The 24,899-nt window shown below is 66.4% G+C and carries 26 protein-coding genes; 17 read left to right on the forward strand and 9 right to left on the reverse strand.

Annotation, left to right across the window (positions count from 1 at the left end; translation table 11 throughout):
* Together C6A86_RS04615 and C6A86_RS04620 are read right to left on the reverse strand one after the other, a co-directional pair.
* The gene (locus C6A86_RS04615; RefSeq protein ID WP_105363857.1) at window positions 1-618 is read right to left on the reverse strand and encodes a M15 family metallopeptidase; all 618 of its coding nucleotides are present in this window, start codon (window positions 616-618) and stop codon (window positions 1-3) included.
* A 58-nt stretch (window positions 619-676) separates the two neighbouring features.
* Window positions 677-1,066: a DUF3060 domain-containing protein gene (locus tag C6A86_RS04620; protein ID WP_105363845.1), complete on the reverse strand. Its 390-nt coding sequence runs from the start codon at window positions 1,064-1,066 to the stop codon at window positions 677-679.
* A gap of 100 nt (window positions 1,067-1,166) precedes the next feature.
* Between C6A86_RS04620 and C6A86_RS04625 the strand changes: the two genes are divergently transcribed.
* The 7 genes from C6A86_RS04625 to tuf all read left to right on the forward strand — a co-directional run bounded on the left by C6A86_RS04625 (window position 1,167) and on the right by tuf (window position 7,529).
* Window positions 1,167-1,739: a DUF3558 domain-containing protein gene (locus C6A86_RS04625; RefSeq protein WP_105363844.1), complete on the forward strand. Its 573-nt coding sequence runs from the start codon at window positions 1,167-1,169 to the stop codon at window positions 1,737-1,739.
* Window position 1,740: 1 nt separating this feature from the next.
* Window positions 1,741-2,268 (forward strand): DUF3558 domain-containing protein, encoded by a 528-nt coding sequence (locus tag C6A86_RS04630; protein ID WP_105363843.1) that lies wholly within the window; start codon window positions 1,741-1,743, stop codon window positions 2,266-2,268.
* Between the two features lie 53 nt (window positions 2,269-2,321).
* Window positions 2,322-2,888 carry a TetR/AcrR family transcriptional regulator gene (locus tag C6A86_RS04635; RefSeq protein ID WP_105363842.1) on the forward strand — a complete coding sequence of 189 codons (567 nt, stop codon included), beginning with the start codon at window positions 2,322-2,324 and terminating at the stop codon, window positions 2,886-2,888.
* Between the two features lie 353 nt (window positions 2,889-3,241).
* On the forward strand, window positions 3,242-3,616 hold the full coding sequence (gene rpsL / locus C6A86_RS04640; protein ID WP_057166991.1) for a 30S ribosomal protein S12: 375 nt from the start codon (window positions 3,242-3,244) through the stop codon (window positions 3,614-3,616).
* Window positions 3,616-4,086: a 30S ribosomal protein S7 gene (gene rpsG, locus C6A86_RS04645; protein ID WP_057166992.1), complete on the forward strand. Its 471-nt coding sequence runs from the start codon at window positions 3,616-3,618 to the stop codon at window positions 4,084-4,086. Before rpsL ends, rpsG begins: the two co-directional genes overlap by 1 nt.
* 115 nt (window positions 4,087-4,201) lie before the next feature.
* Window positions 4,202-6,253, forward strand: a complete 2,052-nt coding sequence (gene fusA, locus C6A86_RS04650; RefSeq protein ID WP_233213043.1) for an elongation factor G — start codon at window positions 4,202-4,204, stop codon at window positions 6,251-6,253.
* Between the two features lie 85 nt (window positions 6,254-6,338).
* Window positions 6,339-7,529 (forward strand): elongation factor Tu, encoded by a 1,191-nt coding sequence (gene tuf, locus C6A86_RS04655; protein ID WP_057166994.1) that lies wholly within the window; start codon window positions 6,339-6,341, stop codon window positions 7,527-7,529.
* A gap of 145 nt (window positions 7,530-7,674) precedes the next feature.
* Here the strand turns inward: tuf and C6A86_RS04660 are convergent, their stop codons facing one another.
* On the reverse strand, window positions 7,675-8,367 hold the full coding sequence (locus C6A86_RS04660; RefSeq protein WP_105363840.1) for a response regulator transcription factor: 693 nt from the start codon (window positions 8,365-8,367) through the stop codon (window positions 7,675-7,677).
* Window positions 8,368-8,501: 134 nt separating this feature from the next.
* Window positions 8,502-10,775, reverse strand: a complete 2,274-nt coding sequence (locus C6A86_RS04665; protein ID WP_311101038.1) for an ATP-binding protein — start codon at window positions 10,773-10,775, stop codon at window positions 8,502-8,504.
* A gap of 172 nt (window positions 10,776-10,947) precedes the next feature.
* On the opposite strand from C6A86_RS04665, the gene C6A86_RS04670 reads away from it, so the two are divergent.
* The 4 genes from C6A86_RS04670 (at window position 10,948) to C6A86_RS04685 (ending at window position 15,557) form a co-directional block, all read left to right on the forward strand.
* Window positions 10,948-11,796, forward strand: a complete 849-nt coding sequence (locus C6A86_RS04670) for an SHOCT domain-containing protein (RefSeq protein WP_105364542.1) — start codon at window positions 10,948-10,950, stop codon at window positions 11,794-11,796.
* Window positions 11,797-11,883: 87 nt separating this feature from the next.
* Window positions 11,884-13,338, forward strand: coding sequence for a basic amino acid/polyamine antiporter (locus C6A86_RS04675; protein ID WP_105364541.1), 1,455 nt, complete (start codon window positions 11,884-11,886; stop codon window positions 13,336-13,338).
* Between the two features lie 28 nt (window positions 13,339-13,366).
* Complete coding sequence (gene arcA / locus C6A86_RS04680) at window positions 13,367-14,617, forward strand: arginine deiminase (RefSeq protein WP_105364540.1); 1,251 nt, start codon at window positions 13,367-13,369, stop codon at window positions 14,615-14,617.
* Window positions 14,618-14,702: 85 nt separating this feature from the next.
* Window positions 14,703-15,557, forward strand: coding sequence for a mycofactocin-coupled SDR family oxidoreductase (locus tag C6A86_RS04685; RefSeq protein ID WP_105364539.1), 855 nt, complete (start codon window positions 14,703-14,705; stop codon window positions 15,555-15,557).
* Here the strand turns inward: C6A86_RS04685 and rocD are convergent.
* Both rocD and ddaH read right to left on the reverse strand, forming a co-directional pair.
* Window positions 15,554-16,798, reverse strand: a complete 1,245-nt coding sequence (gene rocD, locus C6A86_RS04690) for an ornithine--oxo-acid transaminase (protein ID WP_105364538.1) — start codon at window positions 16,796-16,798, stop codon at window positions 15,554-15,556. The genes C6A86_RS04685 and rocD overlap by 4 nt on opposite strands.
* On the reverse strand, window positions 16,771-17,646 hold the full coding sequence (gene ddaH, locus C6A86_RS04695) for a dimethylargininase (RefSeq protein WP_105364544.1): 876 nt from the start codon (window positions 17,644-17,646) through the stop codon (window positions 16,771-16,773). Before ddaH ends, rocD begins: the two co-directional genes overlap by 28 nt.
* Before the next feature lie 121 nt (window positions 17,647-17,767).
* Between ddaH and C6A86_RS04700 the strand changes: the two genes are divergently transcribed.
* Together C6A86_RS04700 and C6A86_RS04705 are read left to right on the forward strand one after the other, a co-directional pair.
* On the forward strand, window positions 17,768-18,205 hold the full coding sequence (locus C6A86_RS04700) for an Lrp/AsnC family transcriptional regulator (protein WP_105364537.1): 438 nt from the start codon (window positions 17,768-17,770) through the stop codon (window positions 18,203-18,205).
* A gap of 56 nt (window positions 18,206-18,261) precedes the next feature.
* Window positions 18,262-19,443, forward strand: a complete 1,182-nt coding sequence (locus tag C6A86_RS04705; RefSeq protein WP_105364536.1) for an NAD(P)/FAD-dependent oxidoreductase — start codon at window positions 18,262-18,264, stop codon at window positions 19,441-19,443.
* Here C6A86_RS04705 and C6A86_RS04710 read toward each other — a convergent pair.
* The 3 genes from C6A86_RS04710 to mftR all read right to left on the reverse strand — a co-directional run bounded on the left by C6A86_RS04710 (window position 19,440) and on the right by mftR (window position 21,929).
* Window positions 19,440-20,720, reverse strand: coding sequence for a VOC family protein (locus C6A86_RS04710; RefSeq protein WP_105364535.1), 1,281 nt, complete (start codon window positions 20,718-20,720; stop codon window positions 19,440-19,442). The genes C6A86_RS04705 and C6A86_RS04710 overlap by 4 nt on opposite strands.
* Window positions 20,717-21,241 carry an RNA polymerase sigma factor gene (locus C6A86_RS04715; RefSeq protein ID WP_105364534.1) on the reverse strand — a complete coding sequence of 175 codons (525 nt, stop codon included), beginning with the start codon at window positions 21,239-21,241 and terminating at the stop codon, window positions 20,717-20,719. Before C6A86_RS04715 ends, C6A86_RS04710 begins: the two co-directional genes overlap by 4 nt.
* A 97-nt stretch (window positions 21,242-21,338) precedes the next feature.
* The gene (gene mftR / locus C6A86_RS04720; protein ID WP_105364543.1) at window positions 21,339-21,929 is read right to left on the reverse strand and encodes a mycofactocin system transcriptional regulator; all 591 of its coding nucleotides are present in this window, start codon (window positions 21,927-21,929) and stop codon (window positions 21,339-21,341) included.
* Window positions 21,930-22,033: 104 nt separating this feature from the next.
* Between mftR and mftA the strand changes: the two genes are divergently transcribed.
* The 4 genes from mftA to mftD are packed head-to-tail and all read left to right on the forward strand — an operon-like array spanning window position 22,034 to window position 24,826.
* A complete protein-coding gene (mftA, locus tag C6A86_RS04725; RefSeq protein ID WP_073856536.1) occupies window positions 22,034-22,129 on the forward strand; it encodes a mycofactocin precursor MftA in 96 nt (31 codons plus the stop codon).
* A complete protein-coding gene (gene mftB, locus C6A86_RS04730; protein WP_199196290.1) occupies window positions 22,114-22,431 on the forward strand; it encodes a mycofactocin biosynthesis chaperone MftB in 318 nt (105 codons plus the stop codon). The genes mftA and mftB overlap by 16 nt, the downstream gene beginning before the upstream one ends.
* Window positions 22,428-23,636: a mycofactocin radical SAM maturase gene (gene mftC, locus C6A86_RS04735; RefSeq protein WP_105364532.1), complete on the forward strand. Its 1,209-nt coding sequence runs from the start codon at window positions 22,428-22,430 to the stop codon at window positions 23,634-23,636. The genes mftB and mftC overlap by 4 nt, the downstream gene beginning before the upstream one ends.
* A gap of 5 nt (window positions 23,637-23,641) precedes the next feature.
* On the forward strand, window positions 23,642-24,826 hold the full coding sequence (gene mftD, locus C6A86_RS04740; protein WP_105364531.1) for a pre-mycofactocin synthase MftD: 1,185 nt from the start codon (window positions 23,642-23,644) through the stop codon (window positions 24,824-24,826).
* Window positions 24,827-24,899 lie beyond the last annotated feature (73 nt).

Here is a 24,899-nt window from a genome sequence, read left to right on the forward strand (position 1 = left end):
CTAGGTGAGCGGGACGTTGATGATGGGCCGGCGCTCACCGGCGCCCGGGCCGTCGAAATGCCACCACTCGCCGGAGTAGACGCTCAGCCCGCCGGCCGCCATGGCCTCGCGCAGCACGGCGCGGTTGTCTTGCGCGGCGGCGCTCACCCCGTCGGTGGCGTAGGCGTGCGAGGCGGCGGTGAAATCGTCGAAACCGGTGCCCATCTCCGAGAGGCTGGTCGCGCCGGCGGTGGTGACATCCACCGACCGGCCCGATTCGTGGCTCTTCGAGTACGGGCCGGGCTGCGCCACCCAGGCCGGGTTGGACACCACCTGGAACATCCGGACCTGCACATCGTGGGGCCGGTAGCAGTCCCAGAACACCAGCCGCAGACCCCGGGTGCGCAACTGCGCCGCCGCGGTGGCCAGCCCGGCCGCCAGCGATTCATGGACCAGGCAGCGCGCCGCGGGCGGATACAGCGGTGTCCCGACGAAGTTGTTGGCGGTGGCGTAGCGCAGATCGATGACGGCGTCGGGCACCGCGCTGCGGACGTCGATGAATCCCACCGCCCGGGCCGCGGCCGATACCGGGGCGATCTGCGGCTCCCCGTTCGCCACCGTGGCCACCTCGGGATTCATTGCGGCGCCGCCGATTCCGCCCAGTAGGGCGAACAGTGCGATGAGCCGGCGCACAGGGTCAGGCCGGGGCCCAGTTGACGCGGTTGGTCATGCCGAGTTCCCGGCCGCGGTCGATCACCGCGGGCGCACCGTTGTGATAGATCACCGTCTGGTCATAGCCGTACACGGTGACGTCGTTGATGATGTTGTCGGCGATGACGATGTTCGACGATCCCTGCAGCGTCACCGCCCAGCAGGTGCCCTTGGCGTTGATGGTGTTGCTGGTCCCGTTGACGAGCAGCGTGGCGTTGTTGCAGTCCAGCGTCTGCACGATGCCCTGACCGGTGATGTGGGTGTCGCCGTTCTTGGCGTGTGCCGACGGTGCGGCCATGCTCGCCAGCAGCAGTGGGGTGACCAGCGCGCCCGCCGCGATGCACCGGCTCCGACTTTTCACACTCAGGGTCGCCATGGGTCAACAGAGTACGGTGCCGGACCCCTCCGGTGGCACCGCTTGGCCGGGTTTCCCGTCCGGTCGCCGACTGCGTTGCCGCTGGGTAGCGTGGGCACCGATGTATGGGCGTGGCTTCCGGACGATTCTCCGGACTCTTGCCGTGGCAGCCACCGTCATGGCCGCTGCGGGCTGCGTGCAGCAGGTCGACGGCGTCGCGCAATCGGCCCAATCCGCGGACGCCGACGCCGAGCACAGTTACGGCTACGCCGACAACCGCTGCGGGCTGCTGTCGGACAGTTCGGTGCAGTCGGTGTTGGCCGCAGAGGATGTGGTCCGGCCCTACAGCGGTGCGGTCTGCCAGTACGTGCTGACCCGCGACGGTGACATGCTCGACGCGACGTTCGCGTGGTTCGACACCGGCGACCTGGACCGCGAACGCGCGCTCGCGGTGGAGCGTGGCGCCGAGGTCAGCGACACCGTGATCGAGCGCAGAACCGCGTTCCTGGCCCGCCGCGACACCACGGGTTCGGGCTGCGCGGCGACCGCGGCCGCGGGCGGTGGCGTGCTGAGTTGGTGGGTCCAGGTCCGGGGCGAGCGCAGCGACGGGGAAAACTCGCGCGACCCCGCCGGTGCCGACGCCTGCCCGGACGCCCAGAAACTGCTGTCGGCGACGCTGAGATCGGATATGTGACATGCGTCGTCCCGTGCTGATCGCCGCATTCGCCGCGGTGCTGGCCGCGCTGCCCGGCTGTGGTGCCGAGGCGACCGAGCGGGCGGCCCCGGCCACCGGAGAGCAGCGCGCCGGCGGCGGGTTCGACGGCGGGGACTGCCACGGCATCACCGACGCCGATATCGCCCGGGTCACCGGCGCCGCGATGTTCACCAAGGTCCTCGTCAACGACACCGGGTGTTTTTGGCAGGAGAACACCGTGATCGGCACGTTCGGTGCGGGCATGGGCATCTCGACCTGGTGGTACCGGGGCAGCGATATGGACGTCGAGCGCGAACTGGAGAAGAAGGCCGGCCGCACCCTCACCGAGATCTCGATGGACGGCAACAAGGGTTTCAAGGCCTACGACGCGAATGCCTGCAGCATCTACATCGCGAAAGGCGATGACCTCATCACCTGGTCGATCCAGACGATGAACCCGGCCACCCTGCCCGCGCTGTGCGGCATCACCGACGAACTGGCCAAACTCAGCCAGGACCGGGTGAACTAGAGTCATTAGTCAACCCGGCTTCGGGGGATCTCGACGAACCGGAGGGTGGGCGAATGGCAGCGCGGGCGACCAAACTGAGCCGCGACGCAATCGTGAACGCCGCACTGGCCTTCCTCGATCGCGAGGGCTGGGACGCGCTCACCATCAACGCGCTGGCCACCCAACTGGGCACCAAGGGCCCGTCGCTCTACAACCACGTCCAGAGCCTGGAAGACCTGCGCCGAACGGTGCGGATGCGGGTCATCCGGGACATCATCGGCATGCTGAACGCGGTCGGCGACGGGCGGACCCGCGACGATGCGGTGGTCACCATGGCCAGCGCCTACCGCAGCTACGCCCACCACCATCCGGGCCGGTACTCCGCGTTCACCCGGATGCCGTTGGGCGGGGACGACCCGGAATACACCGCGGCTGCGCGGGAGGCCGCCGGGCCGGTGTTGGCGGCGCTGGCCTCCTACGGACTGGTCGGCGACAACGCGTTCTACGCGGCCCTGGAGTTCTGGTCCGCGCTGCACGGGTTCGTGTTGCTGGAAATGACCGGGGTGATGGATGACGTGGAGACGGACGCCGTGTTCACCGACATGGTGCTGCGGTTGGCCGCCGGCATGGAGCGCAGATAGCGACGTCTGTAGCCTGTTGGTAGGCGCCTCAGTACGGCTGTAGCGTCTGACCTGCGATAAGGGCCCTACAGACGGGTTTGGTTCGGCACGCCCACCCCTGGTATTGTGGAGCCTCGTGCCTGGCTGTCAGGGGCGTATGCGGCTGTTGTAAATGGCCCGTACGCTTGCAGGTCGGGCGAATTCGTGTGTCTTCGTGTCCCCGAATGCATCGGAAGGTTCGGTGTCGGGCGCGTGCGACACGCCCGGTCGCGGGGTAGGCGATCAGGCGTAAACAGCAGTACAGAGACTTAAAAGTTCGACTGAGTTACCACCGAGCCACCAGAAGTAGAAGTAGCAACACAGAAAGCCGGTACATGCCAACCATCAACCAGCTGGTCCGCAAGGGTCGCCGCGACAAGGTCGCGAAGGTCAAGACCGCGGCCCTCAAGGGCAGCCCGCAGCGCCGCGGCGTGTGCACTCGCGTGTACACCACCACCCCGAAGAAGCCGAACTCGGCGCTTCGGAAGGTCGCTCGCGTGAAGCTGACCACCGGAGTTGAGGTCACCGCCTACATCCCGGGCGAAGGCCACAACCTGCAGGAGCACTCGATGGTGCTGGTGCGCGGCGGTCGTGTGAAGGACCTTCCCGGTGTGCGCTACAAGATCATCCGCGGCTCGCTGGACACCCAGGGTGTCAAGAACCGCAAGCAGGCACGCAGCCGTTACGGCGCGAAGAAGGAGAAGAGCTAATGCCGCGCAAGGGTCCCGCGCCGAAGCGCCCGTTGGTCAACGACCCGGTCTACGGGTCGCAGCTGGTCACCCAGCTGGTCAACAAGGTGCTGCTGGACGGCAAGAAGTCACTGGCCGAGCGCATCGTCTACGGCGCGCTGGAGCAGGCCCGTGACAAGACCGGCACCGATCCCGTCGTCACCCTCAAGCGCGCGCTGGACAACGTCAAGCCCGCCCTCGAGGTGCGCAGCCGCCGTGTCGGTGGCGCCACCTACCAGGTGCCGGTCGAGGTCCGTCCCGAGCGGTCGACCACACTGGCACTGCGCTGGCTGGTCAGCTTCTCCAAGGCCCGCCGCGAGAAGACCATGGTCGAGCGTCTCGCCAACGAGATCCTCGACGCCAGCAATGGGCTCGGCGCCGCTGTGAAGCGTCGCGAGGACACGCACAAGATGGCCGAGGCAAACCGGGCCTTCGCGCACTACCGCTGGTGATTTCGGCCCCTCGGGGCTTTACACCGGACAGCAATCAAGCAAGCGAAAGAGTGGGAATCTAGCCGTGGCACAGGACGTGCTGACCGACCTCACGAAGGTCCGCAACATCGGCATCATGGCGCACATCGACGCCGGCAAGACGACGACGACCGAGCGCATCCTCTTCTACACCGGTATCTCGTACAAGATCGGTGAGGTGCACGACGGCGCCGCGACGATGGACTGGATGGAGCAGGAGCAGGAGCGGGGTATCACCATCACCTCGGCTGCCACCACCTGCTTCTGGAACGACAACCAGATCAACATCATCGACACCCCCGGCCACGTCGACTTCACCGTCGAGGTGGAGCGTTCGCTGCGCGTGCTCGACGGCGCCGTTGCCGTTTTCGACGGCAAGGAAGGCGTGGAGCCGCAGTCCGAGCAGGTGTGGCGTCAGGCCGACAAGTACGACGTGCCGCGTATCTGCTTCGTCAACAAGATGGACAAGCTGGGCGCCGATTTCTACTTCTCGGTGCAGACGATGAAGGACCGCCTCGGCGCCAACGTCATCCCGATCCAGCTGCCGATCGGCTCCGAAGGCGACTTCGAGGGCATCGTCGACCTGGTCGAGATGAAGGCCAAGGTGTGGCGCGGTGAGACGAAGCTGGGCGAGACCTACGAGACCATCGACATCCCGGCGGATCTGCAGGACAAGGCCAACGAGTACCGCACCGCCATGATCGAGGCCGTCGCCGAGACCGACGACGACCTGATGGAGAAGTACCTGGGCGGCGAGGATCTCACGATCGAGGAGATCAAGGCCGGTCTGCGCAAGCTGACCGTGTCCAGCGCGGCGTACCCGGTGCTGTGCGGTAGCGCGTTCAAGAACAAGGGCGTGCAGCCCATGCTCGACGCCGTCATCGACTACCTGCCGACCCCGCTGGACGTTGCCGCGGCCGAGGGCCACGCGCCGAACAAGGAAGACGAGATCATCTCTCGTAAGCCTTCGGCGGACGAGCCCTTCTCCGGGCTGGCGTTCAAGGTCGCAACCCACCCGTTCTTCGGCAAGCTGACCTACGTCCGGGTGTACTCGGGCAAGGTCGACTCCGGTGCTCAGGTCATCAACTCGACCAAGGGCAAGAAGGAGCGTCTGGGCAAGCTGTTCCAGATGCACTCCAACAAGGAGAACCCGGTCGAAACGGCCAGCGCCGGCCACATCTACGCGGTCATCGGCCTCAAGGACACCACCACCGGTGACACCCTGAGTGACCCGAACAACCAGATCGTGCTCGAGTCGATGACGTTCCCGGATCCGGTCATCGAGGTCGCCATCGAGCCCAAGACCAAGAGTGACCAGGAAAAGCTGGGCACCGCGATCCAGAAGCTCGCCGAAGAGGACCCGACCTTCAAGGTCCATCAGGACGACGAGACCGGCCAGACCGTCATCGGCGGCATGGGCGAGCTGCACCTGGACATCCTCGTGGACCGTATGCGTCGCGAGTTCAAGGTCGAGGCCAACGTCGGCAAGCCGCAGGTGGCCTACCGCGAGACCATCCGGCGCACCGTCGAAAAGGTCGAGTACACCCATAAGAAGCAGACGGGTGGCTCCGGCCAGTTCGCGAAGGTCATCATCAGCCTGGAGCCGTTCAGCGGCGAGGACGGTGCGACCTACGAGTTCGAGAACAAGGTCACCGGTGGCCGCATCCCGCGCGAGTACATCCCGTCGGTGGATGCCGGTGCGCAGGACGCCATGCGGTACGGCGTGCTCGCCGGCTACCCGCTGGTGAACGTGAAGGTCACGCTGCTCGACGGCGCCTACCACGACGTCGACTCGTCGGAAATGGCCTTCAAGGTGGCCGGCTCCCAGGCGCTGAAGAAGGCTGCCCAGGCAGCTCAGCCGGCGATCCTGGAACCGATCATGGCCGTCGAGGTCACCACGCCCGAGGATTACATGGGCGATGTGATCGGCGACCTGAACTCCCGCCGTGGTCAGATCCAGGCCATGGAGGAGCGCAGCGGTGCGCGCGTCGTCAAGGCGCAGGTTCCGCTGTCGGAGATGTTCGGCTACGTCGGCGACCTGCGGTCGAAGACCCAGGGCCGGGCCAACTACTCCATGGTGTTCGATTCGTACGCTGAAGTTCCGGCGAACGTCTCGAAGGAGATCATCGCGAAGGCCACCGGGCAGTAGTCCGGTACCTTGCAGACCACACAACTGAACACATCAACACACCTGCTTTACGTAAAAGCACCAACAAGTCCAGGAGGACACCACAGTGGCGAAGGCGAAGTTCGAGCGGACGAAGCCGCACGTCAACATCGGGACCATCGGTCACGTTGACCACGGCAAGACCACGCTGACCGCAGCGATCACCAAGGTTCTGCACGATCAGTACCCCGATTTGAACGAGTCGCGCGCATTCGACCAGATCGACAATGCGCCCGAAGAGCGTCAGCGCGGTATCACGATCAACATCTCGCATGTTGAGTACCAGACCGAGAAGCGTCACTACGCGCACGTCGACGCCCCCGGCCACGCTGACTACATCAAGAACATGATCACCGGTGCGGCCCAGATGGACGGCGCCATCCTCGTGGTCGCCGCCACCGACGGCCCGATGCCGCAGACGCGTGAGCACGTGCTGCTCGCTCGCCAGGTCGGCGTGCCCTACATCCTGGTCGCGCTGAACAAGTCGGACATGGTCGACGACGAAGAACTGCTGGAGCTCGTCGAGCTCGAGGTCCGCGAACTGCTGGCCGCCCAGGACTTCGACGAGGACGCCCCCGTCGTTCAGGTCTCGGCGCTCAAGGCACTCGAGGGTGACCCGAAGTGGGTCGAGTCGGTTCAGAAGCTGATGGCCGCCGTCGACGAGTCCATCCCGGACCCGGTGCGTGAGACCGACAAGCCCTTCCTGATGCCCGTCGAGGACGTCTTCACCATCACCGGTCGTGGCACCGTGGTGACCGGTCGCGTCGAGCGTGGCGTGATCAACGTCAACGAGGACGTCGAGATCGTCGGCATCAAGCCGACCACCACCAAGACCACCGTCACCGGTGTCGAGATGTTCCGCAAGCTGCTCGACCAGGGCCAGGCCGGCGACAACGTCGGTCTGCTGGTTCGTGGCATCAAGCGCGAAGATGTCGAGCGTGGCCAGGTCGTCGTCAAGCCCGGCACCACCACCCCGCACACCGAGTTCGAGGGCAGCGTCTACATCCTGTCCAAGGACGAGGGTGGCCGCCACACGCCGTTCTTCAACAACTACCGTCCGCAGTTCTACTTCCGCACCACGGACGTGACCGGCGTTGTGACCCTGCCCGAGGGCACCGAGATGGTGATGCCCGGTGACAACACCGACATCTCCGTCAAGCTGATCCAGCCCGTCGCCATGGACGAGGGTCTGCGGTTCGCCATCCGTGAGGGTGGACGTACCGTCGGCGCCGGCCGCGTGACCAAGATCAACAAGTAAGTTCGCTTCAAAACAGAGCGGCGCTCACCCGAAAGGGTGGGCGCCGCTTTGCATTTCCCGGGCCACCGCTGCGGCGAAACTCGCGTACCCGGGGTTGCAAAGCCCCGCTGAACCCCGGGTACGCGAGTTTCGCCGCGCTTGGGGGCTAGAGATCTTCGATGCTGAGGATCCCGTCCTGCACGGCACGGGCGATCAGCGCCGCCTTGGTGGGCGCCGGCCGGCCGACGGCCGCGTACTTCGCGCGGGCCCGCTGCAGATGGGTGCGCACCGTCGACGGTTCGATGAAGAGCCGCTTGGCGACGAACTCCTTGTTCTCGGTCTGGAACCAGGCGATGAGCACCTCGCGCTCGCGGGTGCTCAGCCCGGGCCGCCCGACCGTGCGGTCGTTGAACAGCGCCTTGGCCATCCGCGGCCCCACGTACGGGGTGTTGGCATGGGCGGCGTACACGGCGTCGAACAGATGCTGCTTGTCCTCGCCCTTGGCCAGGAAGGTGGTGGCGCCGGCGTCCAGGCTGGACAGGATCACCTCGTCGGTGGCCATGTGTGAGTAGACGATGACGCGGTGCCCGGCCTCGCATACCTGCCGCAGCGTCTCGAACTCGGGCTGGAAGCGGTCGTACTGCAGATCGAACATGACCACCTCAATGTCCTCGCCGCCCTTGGGGTGGTCGGCAAGGAAGGAGGTCGGGTTGGGGTAATCGGCGACCAGATCGATGGGCGGATTGCAGCCGGCAAACCAGGCGCGGACGCCGGCGTGGATCACATCGTGATCGTCGATCAGTGCGACCGTGATGGCGTCCGTCGTTTTGTCCACTCCGCGATTCACGGTCCTAGTCATGCGTTTCACCCGACAGTGAAGAGGTCATCGGTGAGCCCCCAGCACATTGCAGTACACAGACTGTACCCCCAGCAAACTCCATGTGAAGCCCCAACTTCACATCTTGGCTAACGGAATTGTCGCCAGGGTAGATTTTAGGCGATATCGGCGTGTTCCTCGACGGCAATGGCGGTATCCGGGAGTGCGTGATGCACGCTGATCCATACCGTGCCGCCGATCTCGGTGACCTCGATGCGCGGATGCTCGGCGGTACCGGGGCGCGGCTCGACCCCCGAACCGTCGTCGTCGCACAGGATGCTGGCCACCAGTTCCCCGGGTACCACGGTCAACCCCAGCCGGGCGTGCTCGACGGCGCGGGCGAGGGCCGTTTCGATCGGCTCGAGCAGCCGGCGGCGCTGTTCGCGGTCCAGTCGCGGTAGGTCGTTGTCGGCGTTCAGGGACACCACCACCCCACGGGCGTCGGCCTCCTCGATGGCGCTACGTAACTCGGCGACCAACGGATGGCCGAAGGTACGGGCCTGGAAGATGTAGAGCCGCAGCCGGCGTGATTCGATGCGCGCCCGCCACCGGATGTCGGCGTCCATGGCGCCGGTGCTCAGGGTCTGCAGTAGCGGGAACACCCCTCGGATCAGCTTGGAGGTGCGCCGCACGTAGTCGTCGTGCAGCGCCTCGGTGATCCGCCGCTGCGCGTCGTTGGCCCACCGGTCCCGGATCTCCTCGGCGGCAGTGGCATTGGCGCTGCGTAGCAACGCCGGGAATGACAGTACGAAGATCTGCACCACGAAGATGCCGGCGGTGTACAGCGCCAGGTTGTAGGCCGTGACCATGCCCGGGTAGCGGACGAAATTCAGGATGGCGGTGCCCAGCCAGAACGTGATCATGACGGCCGCGGCGTGAGCCAGCCGCAACCGCAACAGGTAGGGCAGCACGCACAGCGAGGTCGCCAGCAGCGGCCACTGGGCGGGCCCGCCGAGCATGTCGACGGGCAGCAGGCTGGCCTGCAGGTAGACCACCGCCGCCATCAGGATGAGCGCTGGCACGGTGAGGTTGGGACGCCTGTCCAGCACTCGGGGGATGGCCGCGAGCGCCACCAGCGCCGCGAGCCCGCCCAGGGCGAATTGCGCCGCGGGGTGGTCGGTACTGGTCGCCGCATACGGCACCGCGAGCGCCAGTTGCACGAAGGCGAAAGCCACGATGCCCAGGCCGAACCGCACGAAGATGCGTTCGGTGAGCTGGTCGACGTCCTCGATTTGCGGCGCACCCGGAGTGGTGCGCTGCAATTGATGCCAGTTGACGGTGACGACCGTGCCTGCGCCCGGGGTGGAACGCACCGAGGCGGTGCCGTTGGCGCGCCGCATCCGGGCCACGATCGATTCGGCAACACCGTGTCCGAGCGTGGTGGTGATCGGGTCGAACCCGATGCCGTCGTCGGTGACGGTCACGGTCGTCGGCGAGATGTCGATGACGATGCGCTGGGCCCGTGCATGTCGATTGGCGTTGTTGATCGCCTCGCGCACCACCGCGACGACGGCGTTGGCGGTGCGGCCGTCCAGCACCAGCCTGCTCAACCCGGTCATCTCGATCGGGGTGGTCGAATGCTTGACCTCGACGCCGATCGCGGCGGCGACATCGGTGGCCGACCCGCCGCCGAGGCCGATCGGTTCACCGGCCAGCAGCGCGAGGTCTCGGGTGGCCTGCGCGGCGATGCGTTCCGGCGAGACCTCGGCACCCTCGCCGACGAGATGCAGGGTGGAGGCGGCGGTGTCATGCACCAGCGCCATGTGCTCGAGTTCGTGATCGCGCACCGCCGCGGCGATGGCATCACGCAGCGCGGCATCGTGGTTGGCGGCGCGCGTCTGGTCGACGCGGCGGGCCACGGTCCGCGCGGTCAGCACCAGAACCGTGGTGATGCCCCACTCGACGGCCAGCATGTAGTAGAGCATCGGGATGTGCAGGACCTGATCCCAGCCGACGACCTGCGCGCTGCCGGCCGAATACGTCGCCGTGATCGCCAGTGCCACAGGAAAACTGATCCTCGGGGGCTGGGCGATGGCGAAGGTGATCACCGCGACACCCGCGATCACCTGGGGCACCGAGTTGGTGTAGAGCAGCTGCGGGTCGGTGCCGAAGACGGGGACCGACGCCGACACCACCAGCACGTAACAGAGGTCGAGGATCTGGAACGTCGTCGACCGCGACCGGGTCATCAGGCGGTAGACCGACCAGCACACCAGCAGCGCCAGCGCGATCAGGCCGATGTTCGATTCCGGGGTGTTCGGCAGCAGCAGCGCGCTGATCGATGCCACCAGCGTGACGCTGTTCAGCAGAATGACGGCGAGGTGCTGTGCGTGGGCGATCACCTGCTGCTCGGATACATGGACCGCCGGGTCGTGGCCGCGCTCGAGCACAGGACATTATGTACCGAATGTCAGTGTCGAGGTCAGTCAATTGACGGACATTGCCAGATGGTCCGCCGCCGGCCCGTCGACCGGACCACGGCGCCGCCCGACTGCAGCTAATCTGAGCGCGTCGAGGCGCTCGGATTCCCCGCCGCTTCGCTCGCCCCGAGGAGCGTGGCCGATGTTGTGGCGTTACGTAAAAGCGCAGAGCATGGTGTTGCTGTGTGGCGGCCTGGTCGGGCCGATCTTTCTGGGCGTGTATTTCGCCACGGGCCAGAGCGACCTGATGAGGTGGATGTTCTGGGTGGGGCTGCTGGTGACCGCGGTCGACGTGCTCGCCGCGCTGGCCATCGCCGGCTACGGGGCAAAGGCGCAAGCCAGGTCCAATCAGCTGGAGGCGCATGGCGTGCTGGGGCTCGCGCAGATCATCGGGATGGCCGAGACGAACACCCGGATCAACGATCGGCCGGTGGTGAAACTCAACTTGCGCATCGCCGGGCCCGGAATCGCGACGTTCGACGCCGAGGACCGGGTGATCGCCGACGTGACCCGGTTGGCCATGCTCACCGCCCGGCGGTTGGCGGTGCTCGTCGATCCCGCTACCAGCGAGTTCCAGATCGACTGGGAGCGCAGCGCATTGATCAACGGGCAGGTGCCCGCGACGTTCTCGATCGCCGAGGACAACACGACCTACGACCTGTCCGGGCAGGCCGAGCCGCTGATGGAGATTCTGCAGATCCTCAAGGCCAACGGTATCGGCATGAACAGCATGGTCGACCTGCGTGCCAACCCCGGGGCGCGCGCCCAGGTGCAGGCGGTGGTCCGCCGGGCCGCGGCCCAGCGGGCGGCCCCGCAGGGCGCCCCGTCCGTCGCGGAGTACCCGCCCGCGCCGGCCGGAACGTACCCACCGCCGATCCCCGAGCCCAGCACCGCGCAACGGTTGCAGGAATTGGAGACCCTGCGAGCCACCGGGGCGATCTCCGACGACGAATACGCCGACAAGCGGCGGCAGATCATCGCGGAGCTGTGAACGGTGCCTGATTGGCCAGCCATGCCAGTTCGTGTGCGGTAGCGTCCGGCCCAGTGACCTAGGTCCCGGGGAGGACGGTGGGGTGCCATGACCGCAGCGGAAGTCGACGTCAGGGACAACAAGGTCAGTCTGCCCACCCTGACCGCCATGGTCATCGGTTCGATGATCGGGTCGGGTGTGTTCCTGCTGCCGCGCCGCTTCGGCGTGGAGACCGGTGTCGCGGGCGCCCTGATCGCCTGGACGATCGCCGGTGCCGGAATGCTCATGCTGGCCTTCGTCTTTCAGCGGCTGGCCACCCGCAAACCCGACCTGGATGCCGGCATCTACGCCTACGCCCGGGCCGGATTCGGCGACTATGTCGGTTTCAACTCCGCGTTCGGATTCTGGGCATCGGCGTGTGCGGGCAACACCTCGTACTGGGTGTTGATCATGGCCACCCTTGGGTCACTGTTCCCGGCGTTGTTCCCCACTCTCGGTGACGGTTCCACCGTCATCGCCGTGGTCATCTCGTCGGTCGGGGTGTGGCTGTTCTTCTATCTGATCCTGCGCGGCGTCAAAGAGGCCGCCATCATTAACCGCATCGCGACGTTTGCCAAAATCATCCCGATCCTGATGTTCATCGTGATCGTGGCCATCGCGTTCGAGGCCGATGTGTTCACCGGGAACTTCTGGGGTGGCGACGGAAACTACTCCTGGTCCTCGCTTTTCGAGCAGGCCAAGGGCACGATGCTCATCACGGTTTTCGTGTTCATGGGGATCGAGGGCGCCAGCGTCTACTCCCGCTTCGCCAAGAAGCGCGAGGACGTCGGCAAGGCGACGGTGATCGGTTTCCTGGCTGTGCTGTCGGTCTTCATGCTCGTGACGCTGTCCTCTTACGGTGTGATGGCCCAGTCGGAGCTGGCGGGGGCGTCCCAGCCGTCGATGGCCGCGGTACTGGAATCGGTTGTCGGGCCGTGGGGTTCGGTACTCATCCGGGTGGGTGTCATCATCTCGGTGCTGGGTGCCTACCTGGCCTGGACGTTGATGGCTGCCGAGATCCTCTATCTGCCCGCCAAATCCGACGATATGCCGAGGTTTCTGGCCCGGGAGAACTCGAATGGGGCTCCGGTCAACGCGCTGGTCATGGCCGCCGGGCTGGTGCAACTGCTGCTGATCCTGCTGGTGTTCTCGGACAATGCGCTGGACTTCATGCTCGATCTGACAGCGGCGCTGGCATTGATCCCATACCTACTTGCCGCCGGTTACGCGTTGAAGCTGACCATCACCCGCGAAACCTACTCCGATGGAAAATCCTTGGTCCCGGATATGGCGATCGCCGCGGTGGCGACGTTCTACACGCTGTTCTTGGTGTATGCAGCGGGGTGGGATCACCTCTTGTTGTCCTGCATCCTCTATGCCCCCGGCGCGCTGCTGTATTGGATGGCCCGCAGGCAGAGCGGACTGCGGGTGTTCAAGCCCGCCGAGGCGGTGTTGTTCGGCATCATCGTGTTGGGTGCGATCGGCGGGATCTCCGGCCTGATCACCGGCGCGATCCAGATCTGATCTCGACCAGAGCTGCTAAGGAGAACGTATGACCGCCAAGCCATCCGACGCCTACGGGGTGCACTCCGAAGTGGGCAAGTTGCGCAAGGTGCTGGTGTGCTCGCCGGGCCTTGCCCATGAGCGGTTGACGCCGACGAACTGCGATGACCTGTTGTTCGACGACGTGCTGTGGGTGCAGAACGCGCGGCGCGATCACTTCGACTTCATGGACAAGATGCGCGACCGTGACGTCGAGGTCGTCGAACTGCACGAGCTGCTCACCGAGACCATGGAGAACGCCGAGGCGAAGGCCTGGTTGCTCGACCGCAAGATCACGGCCAACGAGGTGGGCCTCGGACTCGTCGAGGACGCTCGTGGCTTCCTGGACTCCCTGCAGCCCCGCCGGCTGGCCGAACTGCTGATCGGTGGCATGTCGACGCTTGACCTGCCATCGGACATCCAGTCCGGGTACCGCGCGCTGACCCGGGAGGACACCCGGGTCGCCGAGTATCTGATGCCGCCGCTGCCCAACACGCTCTACACCCGAGACACCACCTGTTGGATCTACGGCGGGGTGACGCTCAACCCGCTGTACTGGCCGGCTCGGCAGGACGAGACGCTGCTGATGAAGGCGATCTACGAGTTCCACCCGGATTACGTGGGATCCCGGGTGTGGTGGGGCGATCCCGAGAAACAGTGGGGACTGGCCACCATCGAGGGCGGTGACGTCATGATCCCCGGCAATGGGGTCGTGCTCATCGGGATGAGTGAACGGACTTCGCGGCAGGCCATCACCCAGGTGGCCGCCGAGCTGTTCGCCAACGGCGGTGCCGAGAAAGTGATCGTGGCCGGGATGCCCAAGCTGCGCGCAGCCATGCACCTGGACACGGTCTTCACCTTCGCCGACCGCGACGTGGTCACCATCTACCCGGACATCGTGGACAACATCGCCCCGTTCACGCTGCTGCCCAGCGACCGCGATCCCGGTGTGGAGGTCATCGAGGAGCACAAGCCGTTCACCGAGGTGGTCGCCGAAGCGTTGGGCCTGCCGCAGCTACGCGTCGTCGAAACCGGTGGCACCCGCTACGACTCGGAACGCCAGCAGTGGGACAGCGGCAACAACCTCGTCGCGGTCGAACCCGGGGTGGTCTTCGCCTACGACCGCAACACCCACACCAATTCGTTGCTGCGTAAGGCCGGTGTCGAGGTCATCACCATCGTCGGCGCCGAACTGGGCCGGGGCCGGGGCGGCGGTCACTGTATGACCTGCCCCATCATCCGTGATCCCGTCGTGTTCTAGATACCGGCGCAATCACTAGAACACGTTTCAGTTCTACTGCTAGCCTGGCGCGGGACCGACGGGGTGATTTGGGAAGGACCGGCTGATGACGGCGGCAAGCGAGACACTCGAGGGCCGGGTGGCCTTTATCACCGGCGCCGCCCGCGGCCAGGGACGGGCGCACGCCATCCGGCTCGCCAACGAGGGCGCCGACATCATCGCCTCCGATATCTGCGCGCCGGTCTCGAGCTCGGTCACCTACCCGGCGGCCACCGCCGAGGATCTGGCCGAGACGGTGCGCGCGGTGGAGGCCACCGGGCGCAAAGTGCTGGCCCGCGCCGTCGACATCCGCGATCTGGAAGCCCAGCAGCAACTGGTGGCCGACGCGGTCGAACAGTTCGGCCGCCTCGACATCGTGGTCGCCAATGCGGGCGTGCTGAGCTGGGGCCGGCTCTGGGAACTCACTCCGGAGCAGTGGGACACCGTCATCGACGTGAACCTCAACGGCACCTGGCGGACCATCCGGGCTACCGTTCCGGCCATGATCGAGGCCGGCAACGGCGGGTCCATCATCATCGTCAGCTCCTCGGCGGGGGTGAAGGCCACACCCGGGAACGGGCACTACGCGGCGTCCAAACACGGCCTCACCGCGTTGACCAACTCGCTGGCGCTGGAGGTCGGTGAGTTCGGCATCCGGGTGAACTCCATCCACCCGTACTCCATCGACACCCCGATGATCGAACCGGAGGCGATGGGCGCGCTGTTTGGCAAGCACCCCAGCTTCCTGCACAGCTTCGCGCCGATGCCGTACCACCGGGTGACCGACGGCAAGAGCGAGGGCCTGGCGGCGTTCATGGCGCCCGAAGAGGTCGCCAATGTGGTGGCCTGGCTGGCCAGTGATGCGTCATCGACCCTGTCGGGCAGCCAGATCGCCGTCGACCGCGGTGTGATGAAGTACTAGGCGTCCACCATCGCTTCGGCGAATCGGTCCACCGCCCAGTCGATCTCGTCCCTGGTGATGACCAGCGGCGGGGCGAAGCGCAGGGTGTGACCGTGGGTGTCCTTCACGAGCACACCACGTTCGGCCAGCCGCAGGCTCACCTGTTTGCCGGTGCCGAACCGTGCGTCGATGTCGACGCCCGCCCACAATCCCATGCCGCGCACGGCGGTGACGCCGGACACGCCGGTCAGCCGGGTGTGTAGGTGGGCGCCCAGTTCAGTTGAGCGGGACTGGTATTCGCCGCTCTCCAGGATGGAGATGACGGTGGATCCGATGGCGGCTGCCAGCGGGTTACCGCCGAAGGTGGAGCCGTGTTCACCGGGGTGCAGCACGCCCAGCACATCACGGTCGGCCACCACCGCCGACAGCGGGACCACGCCGCCGCCGAGCGCCTTGCCCAGTACATAGACATCGGGTACCACGCCCCAGTGGTCGCAGGCGAAGGTACGGCCGGTGCGGGCCAGGCCGGACTGGATCTCGTCGGCGATCATCAACACGTTGTTGTCGGTGCACAGTTGGCGCACCCGGGGCAGGAAGTCGGCGGGCGGCACGATGATGCCGGCCTCACCCTGGATGGGCTCCAACAGGACCGCGACGGTGTGCTCGTCGATGGCCGCCGCCACGGCCTGCGCATCGCCGAACGGCACCGCCCGGAAACCGGGGGTGAACGGTCCGAACCCGCCGCGGGCCGTCTCGTCGTCGGAGAAGCTGATGATGGTGGTGGTGCGGCCGTGGAAGTTGTTGCGAGCCACGATGATATTGGCTTGTCCGGCCGCAACGCCCTTGACATCGGTGCCCCACTTGCGGGCCACCTTGATCGCGCTCTCGACGGCCTCGGCGCCACTGTTCATCGGCAGCACCATGTCCTTGCCGCACAACCGGGCCAGCGCCTCGCAGAACGGGCCGAGCCGGTCGGAGTGAAATGCCCGGCTCACCAGCGTGACGGCGTCGAGTTGGGCGTGGGCGGCTGCGGTGATCACCGGATTGCGGTGGCCGAAGTTCACCGCCGAGTAGGCGGCCAGGCAGTCCAGATAGCGGTGACCGTCCACGTCGGTGATCCAGGCGCCCTCGGCGGATGCCGCGACGACCGGCAGCGGGGAATAGTTGTGTGCGGCGTAGCGGTCGTCGAGGGCGATGGCGTTTCGGGTCCTGGCGCTGATATCGCTCACGACGCTCACGGATGTACTTCCAGCGTGCAGCATTTGATCGATCCGCCGCCCTTGAGCAGTTCGGAAAGATCCACGCCGATCGGTTCGAATCCGGCCTGGCGTAGTTGGTCGGCGAATCCGGTCGCGCGGATCGGCAGGATGACGTGGCGGCCATCGGAGACCGCGTTGAGGCCGAGCACGAAGGCGTCCGCGGAGGCGACCTCGATGGCGGAGGGGAACAGTTCGCGCAAACGGGCCAGGGCGTCCGCGGAGAACGCCGGCGGATAGTAGGCGACGGTGACGTCGGGTCCGTCGCTGAGCACCGTGAGTGCGGTGTCGAGGTGGTAGAACCGCGGGTCGACGAGTTCCAGGCTGATCACCGGCAGTCCGGTGATCGCGGCCACCTCGTCGTGGGCCCGCCTATCGGTGCGAAAACCATAGCCGGCCAACACCGTTGTCCCGGCCACCAGCAGATCGCCCTGGCCTTCGTTGTGGTGCCGGGTGCGCTCGGGTCGATGTCCGGATGCGGTCATCCACGCGGCGTACGCGTCGGCCTCGGCGGCGCGCTGCGGGAAGGTGAAGTTCGCGACCACCGCGCGGCCGTTGACCACGAGTCCGCCGTTGGCGGCGTAGACCATGTCCGGTAGCCCGGCGACCGGGTCCACCAGATCGACGGCATGGCCGAGCTGGGTGTAGGCGTCGCGCAGGGTGTCCCACTGGCGCAGCGCGAGATCCACATCGACGGCGACGCTGGTGTCCATCCAGGGATTGATGGCGTACTCGACGGCGAAGTGGCGCGGTGCCGTCATGACGAAGTGGCGGGCGCGGGCCTTGCGGAGAGATGTACGGGCGGGTTTGGGGTCGGGAGAAGCCACAGTGGCGGTGAGATCGGAGACCGTCATGATCATGACGGTATTCGCCTTATCTGAAGCAATCAATCGCCGTGTATTGCGTCTGTAGTATCGATTCATTGTGCTTGAGCGCTATGGGCAGCGATTTGTTGTTCACAGGAGGTGATGGACGGTGGATGAGACCGATGAACGCATTCTCGCCGAGTTGACCGATGATGCGCGCGCGACCTTCGCCGAGATCGGGCAGCGGGTGAACCTGTCGGCGCCCGCGGTGAAAAGACGGGTCGACCGCATGCTCGACACCGGAGTGATCCGTGGGTTCACCGCGGTGGTGGATCGCAATGCGCTCGGCTGGACCACCGAGGCCTATGTGCAGGTGTACTGCCACGGCACGATCGCGCCCAGCGAGTTGCGCCAGGCCTGGGTGGACATCCCGGAGGTGGTCAGCGCGGCTACCGTGACGGGTACCGCGGATGCCATCCTGCACGTATTGGCTCGGGATATGCGCCACCTCGAGGACGCCCTGGAGCGCATCCGGGCCAGCGCCGATATCGAGCGCAGCGAGAGCATCGTGGTGCTCTCGAACATCATCGAGCGCACCCGGTCCTGAGCGGTACCGCCGGGGTGGTGGACTACAGAAGCGCGCCATCGTGTAAGAAACACCACGTGGCAACCAATGGGGGCATCGTCATTGTCGGTGGTGGGCTGGCTGCAGCCCGAACGGCCGAACAATTGCGCCGCGCCGAATACACCGGACCGATCACCATCGTCAGCGACGAGCAGCACCTGCCGTACGACCGGCCGCCGCTGTCCAAAGAAGTCCTGCGCAACCCCGAGCACGATGTGGTGCTCAAGCCGCAGGAGTTCTACGACGAGGGCAACATCACGCTGCGCCTCGGCTCGGCCGCGCAGTCGGTGGACACCGCGGCGAAGGTGCTCACCCTGGCCGATGGCTCGACGCTCGGATACGACCAGCTGGTCATCGCCACCGGCCTTGCCCCCAAGCGCATTCCATCCTTCCCCGACCTGGCGGGCATCCGGGTGCTGCGCTCCATCGGCGAGAGCGCGGAACTGCGCGAGCACGCCGCGACCGCCCGGCGCGCAGTCATCATCGGTGCCGGCTTCATCGGGTGTGAGGTCGCGGCCAGCCTGCGTCAGCTCGGTGTCGACGTGGTGATCGTGGAACCGCAGCCGACCCCGCTGGCCTCGGTGCTCGGCGAGAAGATCGGGTCGCTGGTGACCCGCCTGCACGAGGCCGAGGGCGTGGATGTGCGCTGCGGTGTCGGGGTGGCCTCGGTGGCCGGCACCGACAAGGTCGAGAAGGTCGTGCTCTCCGACGGCACCGAGCTGGACGCCGATGTGGTCGTGGTCGGCATCGGCTCGCATCCGGTGACGGGGTGGCTCGACGGCAGCGGTATCGCGGTGGACAACGGTGTGGTGTGCGATGCCGCCGGCCGGACCAGCGCCGAGAATGTATGGGCCATCGGCGATGTGGCGTCCTGGCGCTCCGAGGTGGGCCATCAGGTGCGCGTCGAGCACTGGAGCAACGTGGCCGAGCAGGCCCGGGTGCTGGTGCCGGCGATCCTGGGTCAAGAGCCGGGCAACGCCGCGATCTCGGTGCCGTACTTCTGGAGCGACCAGTACGACGTCAAGATCCAGTGCCTCGGCGAGCCCGCGGCCGACGACGTGGTGCATATCGTCGAGGACGACGGCCGCAAGTTCCTGGCCTACTACGAGCGTGACGGTGTCGTCACCGCCGTGGTCGGTGGCGGGATGCCGGGCAAGGTGATGAAGGCCCGCGGCAAGATCGCCGCCGGCGCCCCCATCGCCGACGTAATGCCTGCCTAGAGCTCGCCCAGGTAGAACCGGGCACCCTGGTCGTCGGTGCACAACGCGGACCTACCGTACGACTGCGTCGAGGGTTCCTCGATGACGGTGCCGCCGGCCGCCCGGACCCGCTCGACCGCGGCGTCGATGTCCTCGACGGTCCACATCGGCACCGTTGTCGGCTTGGCGTCTCCGCCGGCGATGCCCGCCATCGGGTGTGCCCCCTGGACAGCCCAACCGTCCTCGACCCGCCCGGACTCGAAGGTCCAGTGCAACACCCGGGAGTAGAATGCCCGGAAATCGGCGGAGTTCTCGGTGAAATAGGTGATGTACGAAAGTTCGCCCGGCCCAGTACCGTTGAGCGCGGGACGCGGGGTGCCCGGGGCTGACTTGAACACCGCGAACGCGGCGCCCGCGGGGTCGACGGCATCCAGTACGGTGCCGAAGTCGAACTCGATCTCCCCGCCGGGCTCGCCACCGCCGTCGGTGATGGCCCGCCGGGCGCCGTCCAGGTCGTCGACGGCGTAGCAGCACACCATGGTCTGCGGACCGTCGACCTGGAAGATGCCGGTCGGCAGTGTGGTGTTGGTGACCTGGCTGGTCTGCCGGTCATAGGTCCAGCCCAGCACGTGACCGTAGAACGCGGCCGCCCGTTCGGCATCCGGGGTCCACAGCGACACGTAGCCGACATCGCCGTGTTTGATCTGCACCCGCGCGCCGGTCATCGGGCCCGACAGCATCCAGCGGTGCCCGGACGGGTCGACGATGGTCGCGCCGCGCGAGCCGTGGTCCTCGTAGACCTCGCGCAGCACGGTGGCCCCGTGGTCGCGGGCCCGCTGCAGTGTGGCATCGGTGTCGGCCACCGGCAGCATCAAGCTCACCGAAACAGACTGCGGAGCAGGTGCTTTGAGACCCATCTCGGGGAATTCGTCGGCCAGGTAGAGCACCCCGTCGCCGATGGCGAGCTCGGCATGGCCGACTCGGCCGTCGCCCATCAGGATCGGATCGCCGATGACGGTGGCGCCCAGCGCCGCGACGTACCAGGCGATGGCGGCCTGGGCATCCGGCACCGCCAGGTAGGGGATGGCCGCCGGCCGCGGCGGTGCGGTTGTGGTGGGGGTGGAATTCAGTTCTGCGATAGCGGTATCGGTGCCGCTCATGACAACTCCTGACGTGTTGGCGGGCAGGGTGAGGGCCGATTCCAGTCGCGCCCGCAGCCGTGCCGCGAACGCCGGATCGGGCGCCACCGGGAGTTCGTCGCCGTGCAGCACGGCCAAGGGATCCCTGTTGTTGTTCACGACGGCCCTCCTTCCGGTGCCGGGTATTGCGATCTGAAGGCGCGGCGGGCCCGCACCAGCAGGGTTTCGGTGGCGTGCACGGTGCGCCCGATCAACTCGGCGCATTCACCCACCGAGCAGTCGTCGAGATAGCGCAGCGCCAACACGGTGCGGTGCTGCTCGGGCAGCCGGGCCAACACCGCCTCGGCGACGATGCGGTCCAGCTCGGCGTCCCAGACGTCGACAGGATCGACCGGTTCGGGCAGGTCGGCCACCGGCACGCTGAACCTGTCGTGCCGTCGGCGATAGTGGTCGGCCAGCTTGTGCCGGGCCACCCCGATCAGCCAGGGCACCGTCATCGGCGGCGGCGCCGGTTTGCGCGCCGCATCCATGGCCGCCAGGAAGGTGTCCGACGTCAGATCCTCGGCAGCCGCGCGGTCACCGCAGCGCCGGGTGAAGTACCCGTACACCGCGGGCAATGCCTCGTCGTAGAGCTCCAGTAGCTCCCGAGGGGCATCGCGGTGACCCGATTCGACGCTCACATCTCTATCGTCGCCGTCCGGGGTGAAACTCCGACACCCCAGTTTCCAGCGATTTGTGCGGGCTCAGTAACGCCCAGCGTTACGGATCTCGCATAAATCACAGAGAGGTGAGGCCGCGGCCGACGACGTCGAAGGAATCGCCGAGTAGTTGTTCCAGGGAGACCGACTCGTCGGCCAGCCACTGCTCGTAGGCGGTCAGGGCGACTCCGAGCAGCGTCCAGGCGGCGGTCTGGGGGACCAGGCCGTCCGCTTTCTCGCCGCGGCGGCGGGCCACATACTCGGCAACCACGGTGCGCCAGCCGGCGTACATGGTCATCGAATGAGCCTGCAGCGCATCGGTTCCCAGGATCAGGCGCATGCGCTGTCGGTGCCGCTCCTCGTCGTCGAAGCGGTTGAACGCCAGCAGTGCGGTGCGCAGGGCCACGGCGATGTCGCCGCGCTGGTCACCCTCGGCGAGCAGCTCGCGCATGAGGTTCAGGTGCGCGTCGAAGTCGCCCCAGGGGATGGCGTTCTTGGACGGGTAGTAGCGGAACAGGGTGCGACGGGCGATTCCGGCCGCCCGCGCGACATCGTCGACGCTGACCTCATCGAAGCCGTGGCTGGCGAACAGATCCAGCGCGACGGAGGTGATGTGGTCCTGGGTGGTCGACGGCCGGCGACCGACACGAGGTCCGGACGACTTGGCCATGAAACCCACCCTTCCATTTCTGCACTCGATGCCATATTCTTGCGACCCAGGTCACAAAAGTCGATGACCTAGACGTATCACAGCCAAGAAAGGTGCGATCCCCCATGGACCAGAATCAGCAGGTTGAGACCGAAGCGCAGCTCGTCACCGAGTCCCTCGTCGAAGAGGTCTCGATCGACGGTATGTGCGGGGTTTACTGATCGTGAGCGCACCCACTGCTGATGCAGTGGCGTTCGACCCCGATCGCGGCTGGCGGCTGCACCACCAGGTGGCGGTGCGGCCGGAGCCGTTCGGGGCGCTGCTGTACCACTTCGGTACCCGCAAGCTTTCGTTCCTGAAGAACCGGACGATCGTCGCGGTGGTCAACTCGCTCGACGAGCATCCCGACATCCGATCCGCTTGTCGCGCCGCCGGAATCGACGACGCCGCCCAAGGCCCGTACCTACATGCGCTGAGTGTGCTGGTGAAATCCAACATGCTCGTGGCGAAGGAGACCGTATGACTGCAGTGCTGCCCGAGGCGCCTGCCCGCGTCCCCCGGCTCGTCGAGCAGTTCGAGCACGGACTCGATGCTCCCATCTGCCTGACCTGGGAACTGACCTACGCCTGCAACCTGTCCTGCGTGCACTGCCTGTCCTCGTCGGGCAAGCGGGATCCCCGCGAACTGAGCACTCAACAGTGCAAGGACATCATCGACGAACTCGAGCGCATGCAGGTGTTCTACGTGAACATCGGCGGTGGGGAACCGACTGTGCGGTCGGACTTCTGGGAGCTCGTCGACTACGCGACCGAGCATCATGTCGGGGTCAAATTCTCCACCAACGGCGTGCGCATCAACCGCGAGGTGGCGGCCAAGCTCGCCGCCAGTGACTACGTGGATGTGCAGATCTCGCTGGACGGTGCCACCGCCGAGGTCAATGACGAGGTGCGTGGTCCGGGTTCGTTCGCGATGGCGATCCGGGCGCTGGAGAACCTCAAGGACGCCGGCTTCAAGGACGCCAAGATCTCGGTCGTGGTGACCCGCCAGAACGTGGACCAGCTCGACGATTTCAAGGCACTGGCAGACACTTACGGCGCCACCCTGCGCATCACCCGGCTGCGGCCGTCCGGTCGCGGCGCCGACGTCTGGGACGACCTGCACCCCACGCCGGTGCAGCAGGTCCAGCTCTACGAATGGCTCGTCGCCCACGGCGAAGGAGTCCTGACCGGTGACTCCTTCTTCCACCTGTCGGGTCTCGGTGAGCCGGGTGCGCTGGCCGGGCTCAACCTGTGCGGCGCCGGCCGGGTGGTGTGTCTGATCGATCCGATCGGTGATGTGTACGCCTGCCCGTTCGCCATCCACGACAAGTTCCACGCCGGAAACATCCTGCAGGACACCGGTTTCGGCACCGGATTCAAGAACGTCTGGCAGAAATCGCCGTTGTTCCAGGAACTGCGCGAACCGCAGTCCGCCGGTGCGTGCAGCGGCTGCGCGCACTACGACTCCTGTCGGGGTGGCTGCATGGCGGCCAAGTTCTTCACCGGCCTGCCCATGGATGGGCCCGACCCCGAATGTGTGCAGGGGTACGGCGAACCCGCCCTGGCTGCCGAGCGGGACAAGCCCAAGTCCTCGGTCGACCACTCCCGCGCAGGCGGGAGAAAGGGCCCCATCCCGCTCAAACTGCTCACCGTCCCGCCCAAGAAGTTCTGTAACGAAAGTCCTGTGTAGAGATCATGGCTCGCGATACCTGGTTCGAGACCGTTGCCATCGCCCAACAGCGTGCGAAGAAACGGCTGCCCCGCTCCGCCTACTCCTCGCTGATCTCGGCGAGCGAGAAGGGGGTTTCGGTCTCTGACAACGTCGAGGCGTTCTCCCAGCTCGGTTTCGCCCCTCATGTCATCGGTGCCACCGAGAAGCGTGAGATGGCGACAACGGTGATGGGACAGGACATCTCGATGCCCGTGATCATCTCGCCGACCGGTGTACAGGCGGTAGACCCCGACGGTGAGGTGGCCGTGGCACGCGCGGCGGCCGCTCGCGGCACCGCGATGGGGTTGTCGTCGTTCGCGAGCAAGCCGATGGAGGAAGTGACCGCCGTCAACGGCAAGATCTTCTTCCAGATCTACTGGCTGGGCAGCCGGGACGAGATCCTGGCCCGCATGGTGCGGGCCCGCGAGGCCGGTGCGGTCGGTCTGATCCTGACCACCGACTGGAGCTTCAGCCACGGCCGGGACTGGGGCAGCCCCAAGATCCCGGAGCGGATGGACCTCAAGACCATGGTGAAGATGGCGCCAGAGGTCATCACCAAGCCGCGCTGGTTCTACAGCTTCGCCAAGACGCTGCAACCGCCGGACCTGCGGGTTCCCAATCAGGGCCGCCGCGGTGAGGCAGGCCCGACGTTCTTCGAGGCCTACGGCCAGTGGATGGGCACCCCACCGCCCACCTGGGAGGACGTGGCCTGGCTGCGCGAACAGTGGGGCGGGCCGTTCCTGCTCAAGGGCATGGTCCGCGTCGACGACGCCAAACGTGCTGTGGATGCCGGGGTTTCGGCCATCACCGTGTCCAACCACGGCGGCAACAACCTGGACGGCACCCCGGCTGCGATCCGCTGCCTGCCGGCCATCGCCGACGCGGTGGGCGATCAGGTCGAAGTTTTGCTGGACGGCGGCGTGCGCCGAGGCAGCGATGTCGTCAAGGCCGTCGCGCTCGGCGCCCGCGCAGTCATGATCGGCCGGGCCTACCTGTGGGGTCTGGCGGCAAACGGACAGGCCGGTGTGGAGAACGTGCTCGACATCCTGTCTGGAGGCATCGACTCGGCGTTGCGGGGTCTGGGCAAGTCCTCGATCCACGACCTGACCCGTGAGGACATCCTGATCCCCGATGGCTTCACCCGCACGCTCGGAGTGCCGCAGTCCTGACACGCCGGTAGCCTGATACGGGCGTGACTGACGTGACTGACGTGACCGGTTGTCCGCCGAGTGGCCGACAGCC

The organism is Mycobacterium sp. ITM-2016-00316 (assembly GCF_002968335.2).
Classification (GTDB): Bacteria; Actinomycetota; Actinomycetes; order Mycobacteriales; family Mycobacteriaceae; genus Mycobacterium.